This is a genomic window from Aeromonas sp. ANP5, assembly GCF_963870295.1.
GTDB classification, from domain to species: domain Bacteria; phylum Pseudomonadota; class Gammaproteobacteria; order Enterobacterales; family Aeromonadaceae; genus Aeromonas; species Aeromonas veronii.
On record NZ_CAWMRY010000065.1, the window covers coordinates 1 to 11,129 of the forward strand.

At 44.5% G+C, this 11,129-nt stretch carries 15 protein-coding genes and 1 pseudogene; 6 read left to right on the top strand and 10 right to left on the bottom strand.

The window, feature by feature from the left end:
- Positions 1–330: 330 nt before the first annotated feature.
- The 3 genes from AACT07_RS21855 to AACT07_RS21865 all read right to left on the bottom strand — a co-directional run bounded on the left by AACT07_RS21855 (position 331) and on the right by AACT07_RS21865 (position 2,267).
- A complete protein-coding gene (locus AACT07_RS21855; RefSeq protein ID WP_069530026.1) occupies positions 331–891 on the bottom strand; it encodes a hypothetical protein in 561 nt (186 codons plus the stop codon).
- A 200-nt stretch (positions 892–1,091) separates the two neighbouring features.
- Entirely contained in the window at positions 1,092–1,406 is a 315-nt protein-coding gene (locus AACT07_RS21860) for a hypothetical protein (protein ID WP_069530027.1), read from the bottom strand.
- A 285-nt stretch (positions 1,407–1,691) separates the two neighbouring features.
- Positions 1,692–2,267, bottom strand: a complete 576-nt coding sequence (locus tag AACT07_RS21865; RefSeq protein ID WP_069530028.1) for a hypothetical protein — start codon at positions 2,265–2,267, stop codon at positions 1,692–1,694.
- Between the two features lie 119 nt (positions 2,268–2,386).
- Between AACT07_RS21865 and AACT07_RS21870 the strand changes: the two genes are divergently transcribed.
- Positions 2,387–2,593 (top strand): helix-turn-helix domain-containing protein, encoded by a 207-nt coding sequence (locus tag AACT07_RS21870; RefSeq protein ID WP_082035522.1) that lies wholly within the window; start codon positions 2,387–2,389, stop codon positions 2,591–2,593.
- Between the two features lie 61 nt (positions 2,594–2,654).
- Here the strand turns inward: AACT07_RS21870 and AACT07_RS21875 are convergent, their stop codons facing one another.
- Positions 2,655–3,122: an META domain-containing protein gene (locus AACT07_RS21875; protein WP_069530029.1), complete on the bottom strand. Its 468-nt coding sequence runs from the start codon at positions 3,120–3,122 to the stop codon at positions 2,655–2,657.
- A gap of 742 nt (positions 3,123–3,864) precedes the next feature.
- Here AACT07_RS21875 and AACT07_RS21880 point away from each other — a divergent pair.
- The 3 genes and pseudogenes from AACT07_RS21880 (at position 3,865) to AACT07_RS21890 (ending at position 5,538) form a co-directional block, all read left to right on the top strand.
- On the top strand, positions 3,865–4,206 hold the full coding sequence (locus AACT07_RS21880; protein ID WP_445206777.1) for a hypothetical protein: 342 nt from the start codon (positions 3,865–3,867) through the stop codon (positions 4,204–4,206).
- A gap of 204 nt (positions 4,207–4,410) precedes the next feature.
- A pseudogene (locus tag AACT07_RS21885) lies at positions 4,411–4,644 on the top strand (DUF4172 domain-containing protein); the annotation flags it as partial.
- A gap of 66 nt (positions 4,645–4,710) precedes the next feature.
- A complete protein-coding gene (locus AACT07_RS21890) occupies positions 4,711–5,538 on the top strand; it encodes a Fic family protein (protein ID WP_253182289.1) in 828 nt (275 codons plus the stop codon).
- 75 nt (positions 5,539–5,613) lie between these two features.
- Here AACT07_RS21890 and AACT07_RS21895 read toward each other — a convergent pair whose 3' ends face one another.
- The 4 genes from AACT07_RS21895 to AACT07_RS21910 form a co-directional block, all read right to left on the bottom strand.
- Positions 5,614–5,853: a hypothetical protein gene (locus tag AACT07_RS21895; RefSeq protein ID WP_232298107.1), complete on the bottom strand. Its 240-nt coding sequence runs from the start codon at positions 5,851–5,853 to the stop codon at positions 5,614–5,616.
- An 82-nt stretch (positions 5,854–5,935) separates the two neighbouring features.
- A complete protein-coding gene (locus AACT07_RS21900) occupies positions 5,936–6,343 on the bottom strand; it encodes an H-NS family histone-like protein (protein ID WP_069530032.1) in 408 nt (135 codons plus the stop codon).
- A 353-nt stretch (positions 6,344–6,696) separates the two neighbouring features.
- The gene (locus AACT07_RS21905) at positions 6,697–6,996 is read right to left on the bottom strand and encodes a hypothetical protein (protein ID WP_069530033.1); all 300 of its coding nucleotides are present in this window, start codon (positions 6,994–6,996) and stop codon (positions 6,697–6,699) included.
- Between the two features lie 114 nt (positions 6,997–7,110).
- Positions 7,111–7,302: a hypothetical protein gene (locus AACT07_RS21910; RefSeq protein WP_069530034.1), complete on the bottom strand. Its 192-nt coding sequence runs from the start codon at positions 7,300–7,302 to the stop codon at positions 7,111–7,113.
- Between the two features lie 111 nt (positions 7,303–7,413).
- Between AACT07_RS21910 and AACT07_RS21915 the strand changes: the two genes are divergently transcribed.
- The gene (locus tag AACT07_RS21915; protein ID WP_069530038.1) at positions 7,414–7,866 is read left to right on the top strand and encodes an antitoxin Xre/MbcA/ParS toxin-binding domain-containing protein; all 453 of its coding nucleotides are present in this window, start codon (positions 7,414–7,416) and stop codon (positions 7,864–7,866) included.
- Between the two features lie 481 nt (positions 7,867–8,347).
- Positions 8,348–8,521, top strand: coding sequence for a hypothetical protein (locus AACT07_RS21920; protein WP_171902795.1), 174 nt, complete (start codon positions 8,348–8,350; stop codon positions 8,519–8,521).
- Positions 8,522–9,514: 993 nt separating this feature from the next.
- Here AACT07_RS21920 and AACT07_RS21925 read toward each other — a convergent pair.
- Together AACT07_RS21925 and AACT07_RS21930 are read right to left on the bottom strand one after the other, a co-directional pair.
- Positions 9,515–9,799, bottom strand: coding sequence for an SRPBCC family protein (locus AACT07_RS21925; RefSeq protein ID WP_083250035.1), 285 nt, complete (start codon positions 9,797–9,799; stop codon positions 9,515–9,517).
- A gap of 255 nt (positions 9,800–10,054) precedes the next feature.
- A complete protein-coding gene (locus AACT07_RS21930; RefSeq protein WP_069530036.1) occupies positions 10,055–10,276 on the bottom strand; it encodes a hypothetical protein in 222 nt (73 codons plus the stop codon).
- Positions 10,277–11,129 lie beyond the last annotated feature (853 nt).

The following is an 11,129-nucleotide window of genomic DNA, read 5'->3' on the forward strand; positions in this document are numbered from 1 at the left end:
CGGGACAGGACAAATAAAAAGGGCCACCTCTTGCGAGGTGGCCCTTTCCAAACGTTTGGTGGAGTTCTTTAGATCTAAGATATGTAGATCGAATGAACGAACTAACTATTTTTAATTAAAACAATGTGTTATAAGGTGTGTCTTTTAAAATAGGAATTTTTTTAGGTAAATTTGTTCTGTTTTTCCACGGTCTGTGGACAACCTCCCCCGCCTAGGGGATGACTTTTTTCCTGATTTTACATAGTTGGTTTTTGAGTGAACTTCTGATGAGTTGCTCGCTTGTAGCCAACGTTAGGCCGGTCTTACCCTAGATACAGGTCGATGCTCTTTCTAGACCTTCAACGCCCTCATCACCTCCTCCACGGCAGCCAACCGTCCTCGTAAGGACTGAAATTCCTGACTGGTGTGCCTGAGCACACTATCAATGATTGCCTCTAGCGCGGGGAAATCTGCTCGTAGCTCGTTGTATTCGGTGAACGTGGCCTGGTATTCCTGAATTTCAAATCGATAAGATTTCGCCTTAGCCTCCAATTCTTCCAGCCCCTTTCGCACCTCATCCTTCACTTCCACGACTGCCTTTTGCTCGACCTGAGTCACTGGAACCTGTGGGCCAAGTAGATCCTCCCGAAAGGTAGCCTCATCAAACAGCTGCGCTTTGACGTAATTTGGACGAAACCATTTATTGCCCACACTGCGCCTATTCAAAAGACCCATACCGACCAACTTGTTCAGATGGCGGTATATGAGTCCATAGTATTTATGTTTTGATGGGCGCTTGAACTTGTCACCAAATACCGCTATTACGCACTCCTGTGCAGTGAAATCGTTCAGCTGTAACCGAATTAGTGCAGTGTAGAGTACGGTTGGAAGCCACACAGTTTGGGAGCCCATAGGTAACCCTCAGTCTCGAAAGACAACAATTAGTAGGAATCAAAATTAGGATGGGGATTATAGTCCTCATTACTGGGTCAGACAACCTCAGAGATAATAGTAAGCTCTTACGAGGTTACTCATTGGCCCCGTTGGGGCCATGGTTAAAGACGGTAATATTTTTCGGGAAATTAATTGTATAATTAAATATAAATAGATTTTTAAGCCAACTTGTTTATGTCTTTCTCTCTAGAATATGGGTACAGACCTTGATAAACAGAGGCTGCCAAGTCAGAAACTTCTTTGCTAAGAATCTCAAGAGCATCATCCTTTTCAATTTTATTAAAAATATGCTGAACATCATCAGACGATTTTAACGGTTCTTGTAGAAAACCATCATGCTTTAACTTCGCTAGCCAAATATCAAGGTTGCGAAGAAGTAGTGTAGACTGGCTATTGTCGTGTCTGCTGTTCTGACTGTTGATATCACCCCTATGCTCAGGCCATTGGTAAGTCGTAGCATGATTGAGAATCATGTAACTCGGTTAGAAAATGCAACTATCGAAAATTTCCATGACCCTAGAAATTGGTTAGATAAACATCGTCTTTATTTTTCCATAGAGAGATTTTAAGCCCACCCTGAAATGGATTAAAGCTATTTAATTGATGTATAGCGAGGGAACTGTATTCTGAACTTCATATATTGATACCATTTGTACCACAAGGCATATGAACGAGCAGAGGTATGGTAAACTACATGACCTAAAAAATATACATCGATGGTCATGTAGTTGAAATCGGCTGATATAGAAGGGATGATATTAGCGGGTCAAATCGGAGCTCCCCAAAGCTCTCATCACCTTCTCCACGGCTGCCAGCCGTCCCCTTAAATCACGGTATTTCTGACTGGTATTCCGAAGTGCATTATCAATAGTGATTTCTAGCGCTGGAAAATTTGTTTGCAGCATATTATATTCAGCAATTGCTGCTTGGCACTCCTGAATTTCAATGCGGTAGAGGCTCGCTTTTGCGTTTAACTCATCTAAGAGAGCATCGTTCGCCCCGCCTTTGTGTTCCTGAACCTCCTGAACCTCCGGAGTTTCCTGAACCTCTGGGTCACTCAATTCCTCCTGAAAGTTCACATCATGAAATAGAGGGGTTTTAACGAAACTTGGATACGATCGGACATCATCAACATTTCTCCGTTCCAGGAAACCCGCGTCAACCAACCTCATCAGATTACGATAAACGAGGCCATATCGCCTCTTATGGGCCTGATTGTACTCTGATTCACCAAAGACTGCGTTCAAGCACTCTGTTGTAGTGAAGTCATCCATCTGCAATCGAATGAGTGCGGTGTAGAGTGCGGTTGGTAACCACACAGTCTGGGTATCCATAAGTTATCCTTTTTCTCTCACGAGAATCTGAAGTAAAAAATTTTCATTCAATTGCGGATTATAGTCCGTGGTCGTTAGCCAGACAACCAGAGATAGTGCTCGCCAGAGAGAGGCGAGACATGCAAGATTTAGCAAAAAAGTTTGGTGATGCTGTACGTGATAGACGGCTTCAATTGGGCGTATCGCAAGATGCACTCGCACATGTGGCAGAGATTGATAGAAGCTATGTAGGACGGATTGAGCGTGGTCAGGTCAATGTCACCCTGGAGAAGGCTTATCGTCTGGCTAGGGTACTGGGGTGTGATATTCGAGACTTACTACCATAAATAGATATCACAATTTTTATTGTAAGTGCTCTTCCCACTCCTGTGGGAAGAGCACATGAAATTACTTTTTATCTTTCGATAACTGCTCAGAATTCCCCAGGCGCAACTCTTGCTTCATTTCTTTATTACGGAGCATAATCACTTTTGCCCCCATAAAGTTAACTGATACAACTTCTGCACCATTAGCGAAAAGTGATTGCATAGTGCTACTAATGTTACTCGCTACTGGGTCAGAGCAGCCCATCTTGGTAGACATTACCTTGCCTTTCAAAATGCTCTGTTCCATTACATAGCTACCGTTAAACTTGTTGCAGCCATCGAAACCAGAGATCTTGTTTTTTACTGGATCGAAGTTAATGACAGCAGGAGGCGTTAGGTTTTCAATTTTTTGATGGCCGTCATGTAAAACTGTCCAACTTCCACTAATTGAATTGTGGATTTCTTCTTCATTTTGAAGACGTTTAAACGGGGTGCATGCAGTGAGTAAGGACATCACACCAACAATCGCAACAATGCCACATTTTTTCATATTATTCTTCCCATATCTGAACAAGCCAAAGTGAATTCATATTCACCTGTTTCGCATAATGCATTAGTTGGCTTTCATGTGCAACCCATCAACAATGTAACTGATTAATATGTGTTCAATGATTCGGTGGGCATAGTCATAGATTGTCGCGCTTAAAAAAATAAGCAATATGATGATTATATCTTCTGAAAGAATGCGCCAGGACGGCGATTTTAGAGATATGGAATCGGTTGCGGCAGTCAGCGATCTTGCATACATAGCCACATCAAGCCAAAGTTCATTGTTAACATGTATATCAAGCAGCTATAGTCTAAAAGCTCAAAGCGTAAGCGCCTCATCTCACTATGCTTTTGGCTTTAATCACAATAATGGAACTAACAAAAGGGCTTGTTATATGAAACGTACAGGAATTCTACTTGGTGTGTTATTCATGGGATCTATCTGTGCAAATACGGCTTATGCACAGGCTGAACCCCAACAGCAATGTGAAGCGAAAGCGACTGAAAAAAATCTCATTGGAGATGTTAAAGCTGACTACATTAAAGCATGCGTCAAGACCCTGAATGTCGCTGACAAAGCAGGCCAATGTGAGCAGGCCGCAACGGACAAGAAGCTCAGCGGTGCAGCCAAGACCAGCTATATCGAGAAGTGCGTCAAGACCCTAATTGTCGCTGACAAAGCAGGCCAATGTGAGCAGGCCGCAGCGGACAAGAAGCTCAGCGGTGCAGCCAAGACCAGCTATATCGAGAAGTGCATCAAGACCCTGAATGTCGCTGACAAAGCAGGCCAATGTGAACAGGCCGCAGCGGACAAGAAGCTCAGCGGTGCAGCCAAGACCAGCTATATCGAGAAGTGCATCAAGACCCTGAATGTCGCTGACAAAGCAGGCCAATGTGAACAGGCCGCAGCGGACAAAAAGCTCAGTGGCGCAGCCAAGACCAGCTATATCGAGAAGTGCGTCAAGACCCTAATTGTCGCTGACAAAGCAGGCCAATGTGAGCAGGCAGCAGCAGACAAGAAGCTCAGTGGCGCAGCGAAGACAAGTTATGTTGAAAAGTGTCTGAAAGACAGCACTCAAAAATAGCTATCTAGAAGAATAATAAATGGGGGGCTTTGCCCCCCATTTTTATGGGCTGCGTTATTAACGGTCGTTAATTAAATCTTTAAGGCATGATGATTTACCACCAAGTATATAAACTAGCAACTGATAGTTATGGAGATAGAATTATATTATGGTATTTTTGGACTAGCCCCATTTTGATATCGTGACAAATTGAATGAGGAAATAATGGAACCATTGTGGATTTGGCAACAAGCAGATTGGCCCCATTTTCGTTGGCAGGATAGCGAGATATTGCCCAGATTACGGCACGTTCAACGCAGGCAGGGAATTCTAATCGGTCGTCATTCCAGGTTGGGGAACCCCGACCAAACGTTGGACACGTTATTGGCTAACATCATCGCTTCTTCTGCTATCGAAGGTGAACGCCTCAATGCACAATCCGTGCATTCCTCTCTGGCTAGGCGGTTAGGGAGCTCACAAACTCAGTCCTATCCAGTATCAGAGCGCTCAGAGGGGCTCGCGGCCATGATGCTGGATGCCATCGACAACCATGAACAACCACTGACAATTGAACGACTTTACCAATGGCATCGTTGGCTGTTCCCCGCCAACGAATGGTCGGTGCAGCCAGTGAACGTAGGGCAGTTGCGAGGAGATGAGCCGATGCAGGTTGTCTCTGGGCGTGTTGATCGCCCCACCGTGCATTTTGAGGCACCGCCCAGAGCAGCTCTGGACGATCAACTGGCCGATTTCATCCGCTGGTTTAACCAGACTCGGCATGACCTCACGATGGATCCACTGCTTCGTGCGGCGATCTGCCATCTCTGGTTTCTGACGCTGCACCCCGTTGATGATGGCAATGGGCGGTTAGCGCGGGCACTGACCGATCTCGCGCTGTCACAGGCTGACAGCCACAGTATTCGGCTATATGCCATGTCAGTTGCTATTCTCGAACGGCGGGAGCACTACTATCGGGCGCTTGAGTCAGCGCAGAGGGGGCCGCTAGATATTACCTCCTGGATCTGTTGGTTCCTCGACACACTGGATTACTCCATAGAGCTGGCATTACAGGTGATTGATCGTTCTCTCGCCAAGACATTTTTCTGGTTGCGGCACTGTCATGACGATCTGAGTCCAGAGCAAACCAAAGTGCTGAATCGTTTACTGGATGGCGGCGAACAGGGGTTTGAAAATGGCATCAGTGCCAGTCAATATCAAAAAGTCGCCGGAGTTAGTAAGCCCACGGCCACACGCCATCTTGCGCAATTGCTGGATAGGGGGTGCATTGAGAAATTACCTGGTGGCGGACGCAATACACGCTATCAGATCCGCTTGCACACCGAGGGAGTTTGAAAAAGCATCGCCATGGGATGTTATTTTTATTTGGTAGATAAAATCTGCAATTAACGTACCGATGACGATCTTTAGTTAAATATTGACACCATGATGAGTGCCGTCAGGCATATGAACAAATAAACTCAGCCGACAGTCTTGGCTCTCCACTGACCTTTTGAGCGACAACAAACTATCGAGAACATCGGGAGCAATTTCAGGAACATCACCAGGCCCGAGATTTGAAAGCAGTTTGGTCACACTGAGACGTACCAGTTGCTCTTCGGCAAGAGCCTTGGCTCTCTGGACAACCTCGGGTGATTCGGATGAAATCATATCCTCCAATGTCCTCCCCATACGGTGCTCCTACTAAAAACAGAATTAAAGGCCCACGCCGAGCTGTCATGGGCTCTTAGCACTAAATCAAAAATTCTTCCAATGCTCGACCATTAGCCACCGCTTCCGCGATAGCCTTGGGCATGCGACCTTGACCAGTCCAGGTCTTCTCCTGGCCATCCTCGGCGTATTTGTATTTTGCAGGACGAGGAGCGCGTTTCGCTTTAGCTGAACCATCAGCTTTCGCTGGAGCCGTTGCACCAACCAGCTCACTCGGATCGATGCCTGCTGTTTTCAGCATTTCGGTGAACTCAGCCAGCTTTTGCAGGCGTTCAGCGGACTCGGCCTTGATTTTGTTTTCTTGTTGCTCACGCTCAGCAAAAACCTCATCCAATTTCTCTTTAACTTCGACCAACTGCTCAAAAGAAAGCTCGCGCAATGCAGCTCGCAGACTACGGATATTCAACAAAATTTTCAAAAAATCGTTCATTTTTATCCTCATGTATCACATTTTTATATCAGTGAAATTATCTCTCAACCCCAGCATTAGCACCACTGTTTTTGGCACCAAGATGATTCGGAAAAATAGCATAATTTAAAAATCGTGAGCTAAATTGCGTTTGGGGCTGCTTAGTGGTCTAGCTCCAATCTGCTATGAAACTATGTAGCCAAAAATTAAATCTAGGTGGTAGTGAGCGTTGAGACCACCTCACCAGATGAGCCGATGAACGATCTTGATCGGCTCACGAAATGAGCCGATTGGACAATATCATTGGCTCACAGAATGAGTCGATGATAGGAAATAGTTCTCTCCACACAAACTCGAATATGGGGGCATACTATTCAGATTATCTCCCTATTAGAATAATCACGCCCAAATGTGTCTGGGTTTGCAGCCTCATAGTCATCGTCAAACATATGTTCCCCGCGATGCATCTCCCTCATTGTTGCGAGTATACCGAAAAAACACATTTCACACAGATGCACCAGATAACACTCACCATCGTGACGGGAACCATAGCCAAAAATCGCCGATAACGAGCCATATTGATTGGTTCCAAAATTCGTTTTTGTACTACGACCACAGACATCACAGAGAATGTCAACGACCTGCTCTGTTGGCACAATTTCTTTTACGAGCATGCTAAGCTCCTTATTTAAGGCTTTATGAAAACTATAATATCTTCTGCTTTTGATGTGGGAGTAACCTGGGCTGGCTATTTATCACTGGCATAACCAGCATTGAACTCTCATTTGTTATTTTTGGATGTCTTTGCACTCAAATTTTGGAGGTGTTTTCCAACCTGTAACGCGCCCGCTGCGTTTGTTGACCCTTCGGTATTCATTACCCAACAGGATTTCCCATTCAGAGCCGTTCTCCGATAGAACCTGAAAAGTTGCACCGCGCTCAATACCTATGCCGGGCTCAGTACAGATCAACTCAGTCATCGAATCTCCTCAATGCAGGGGCATTTGGTTGTTAATCTTCCACTCAAAACGACAGTTTGGGGTAGGATAGCTCATAAGAGATCGTGTTTGTACAATGAGGAATGCCACATGATGCCCTATGCAACATATCATCCTGGTAGTGACGCAGCTACTCCGAACCGTCTCCTAGAAGGTCTTGCTATTCCTCGTGACCCACTAGGAGCACATCAATGGATCGTGGCTGGCGTAGCACCGGACATAGTCTATCGTCTTGCGGAATTGATGAAGACGGATGTGGGAACGGTTTGCCAATGGGCTGGTATTAGCCGGAGTACACTGGCCCGCAAGCTGCGGATTGCAGCCCCCCTATCAATATCGCAGGGTGCCAGGGTATACGGAGTTGCACAGGCTCTCGATGCTGTTCTCGCCTTTCACAGGAACGATACCGTCAAGACACTGTCGTGGTTAAACCGCACCGCCTGGGGCTTGGGTGGCGTAGCCCCAGCTAAGTTGTTGGCTACACCAATGGGGGTTCAGGCTGTTGTCGATCTAGTGGGACGGATTCGGCATGGGGTTTGCCAATAACCAATAAGTCGAGGTGCCGATAGGCAAAACTCAGCATTGCTTGTTCAAAAATCCACCACAAATTTGATTTTCAAACTTTTTTCATTCCCCCCACTTGAAAAATTAGAGAAACTGTCCATTTACTAATTATGAGAGCAATAACAAAATTTTAGCGTTTCAACATTCCGCTGCGACGCAGCGAATAGAAACCAGTTTTATTTCCAACCTTGTCCTTTCTTTCTAACCACACATAACTACATAAAATAGAAATCAAATCCTGTGTAATAAATAAATCGGTTCTCCTTGCGAAGACTGTTAAGTCAAAAAAATACAGAAATGCAAAAATATCTGACTGCATTCGCCCCTAAGGGCGGAATTATAAATATGAATTTGATAAAAAATTCTTTAATAAGAGCTATTCGTTATACCTGACGGATAAGAATTATCGAAAAATGCATCCGTACCCTGGCTAATTTCTTCATGGTAGAACATGCAGGTTTTCATGATTGCAAGCAGTCTGCTGTTCAAGAAGTTGGCGGGTGAGTTGGTGATGGTTGAAAAGCTGACTGACGAACACGAACGCCACCTAAAAATTGCGAAGCAGGTGTTGAAAAGTGCGGGCATCAAAGTTGAAGCAATCTCGCAGCAAGGAGAGGTGGTGCCAGTGATGCAGTAGAAGTGGTGGGCGATCTTATCGTGATGGGGCTTACGGTCACTCACTGAGAAGGCCGTTTATCATAGATAGTACGACAAAGCACAAGCAGGAAAAATCGAAACGTCTCTATTGCTACTTAAGTGAACGCTCAGTTAGCAGGGTGATTTTAAAAATCACATCTAAAATTTCAATTAAATAAAAAGGGCACATCACAATGATTTATGATGTGCCGATTACATCAAACATCAAGGAGCTTTATAAAAGCTCGTAGACTACCATGACTGAAAAGAGTGAGCCAGCCAAAATAAGCAGTCCCTCTATCTTCTCTCTATTCATGGTTTCCTCCACATGGTTAAACCACGTCTACAAAAAGCGTACATGTTATGCTCTAAAATTAAATGAAAATACGAGCATGGTGGTGTGAATTTTTTGTGACATAAAAATAGCAGAAGGACTCCTGGGAGACCCAAAAGTTCATTGAGCCCCCTACCACTTGTGTTAAAAGTGCTATGTGGAAACTTAGCATCTGCTGAAAACTTAGATGAGTGTTAGAGAGCAACTCGATGAGAAAGGACAGGGGCAAAATCGTTATGACCCAGCCTTACCAACCGGTTACGATTGGAGAAAGCAACGCCGCTATGTCTTGAGTGGAGGAGGTTACACTGGACTATGCTGCCGCCCCAATCTACTTCTGGATCTCTTCAATCCCGTAGCCTATGATAGTGGCCATATATCAATGGTCACTATATCAGGTGATGTCACAACTTGATGCGTCTCAAATAAAATTGTGTTGTCTATTTAAGTTGTATATTCCCCATCCAGCATCCGATAAGAGTCCCAATCTATTGGGCCTTGAGTAAACCTACGCTGAAGGTTGGGTAAAAAAAAGCTTTCCCATAAGTTCTTGGAAAACGCACAGCCATTTGCCCAATCACCATTAGACAAGCCTTCTTCTTGGAAAAATGATACTACTGTTTTATCACCCTTAGATTTAAAATAAATGCATATCAATATTTATTGATTCTTAAGAGTGGGGAATTTTGATGAGAAGCTCCATGCCAAGCTTAAAAGCTTATGCGGAATAACTGATAAAAAATAGCTACCTTTACTACTTTGCTCATTATTATCATCCAGGCTATCAAAAAAAATTTCAAACGGCCCATTCGGTTGAGCAATAACATGACATGTTGGTGCCATGAAATTTCGGATACCGTTCTCAGTCGTAAACTCATCCCATACCAAATTTATAGGTACAGGGATAATAATGCTAAATAAGGACTCTGTGCCTGGATGGTGCATACTTCATATCTCCATAATGAGCAAATGTATCATGAGGGCATGAAGCTGTACGGATTATGAACAATGTATAACCTAGACACAACGTGAGCACATTAGCAAGCAGCATGCGTTACTAGTAACACTCGTGTGTAGATGTTTTATAGCACTCGGTGTAACACTGTGTGATGCTCTGCGTTTCAGGGCCTTACGAGTGAACTGGTGAAAGAAAATGGCATATGGAAGGTATCTAAGCCTGATAGTTCAATCACAGTAATACTAGAAAATTTCATCTTCATCACACAAATGCCTTAGGGTGACCTCATCGGCTACTGCATATGCATAAGCCCACAGCTCTTCGATCTGGTCTGCTTCTTCACCGACAGCCATGCTCTGTATTTCTTCAAGCTCTACAGCATGTGCCCTGGTAAAGGGTCTCTCATTAATAATTTTTCTCGCTTTGGCAAGGAGTTGCATACTTGCATCATGGGGCTTGTCCATAGTCCACTCACCATCATCCAAAACCGCAACAAATCTACCACTAAGTGGTCATAATGGCTACGCACTTCAATGATGTGGTGAGCCTAATCGTTAATGCCCTAGTGGACGGTTCTGGAGGTGAGGTACAAGGTTTCCAGGATACAAGACATACGATTACAGAGGATTGGGCAACCGCTCAGCCTGGGGCTTAGGTGGCGTAGCTCCAGTCGAGCTATTGAAGACACAGATGGGGTTCAGGCCGTTGTCGATCTGGTGGGACGGATTAGGCATGGGGTTCGCGTATAAGCAATAAGTCGGGGGGCTGTGAGAATAAAACCATCTAGACTGGTTAAACTTCCACCAAACAGAATTATTTTTAAACTTCTTCACATCCTCCCACTTGAAAAATTAGGAAAACTGTCCATTTACTAATTATGAGAGCTATAAATAAATTTTTTCCATTTCAACATTCCGCTGCTGCGCAGCGAAGAGAAACCAGTTTTACTACCCCTACAAGCTATTTTTATTAAATAAAAGAAGTTTAAAGAGCACTGATAAATTAAAGTTCCTTAACTTGGCTTAAGACATCAATGCTCCATCACTCAGTAATAAATTAGATTCATATAAACAGAAAACAGAAAATATGAGTAAAGGCATAATAAGAGTGTGGCTATATTCGCCCTGTAGGGCGGAAAATTAAAAAGATGTTTTTGCTAGACACGATAACCCTACCTGTGCAGGCGCGTCTCTGCTATCATCCGCAGCCCATGAACAAATCGCATACTGGCGTGACTGTAACGCCGCCCTAACCCCTACCTCTGCGGCTCCTGCCGCCTGACTCTGGTTATCACAACCGGAGCGCTTTTTTACACCT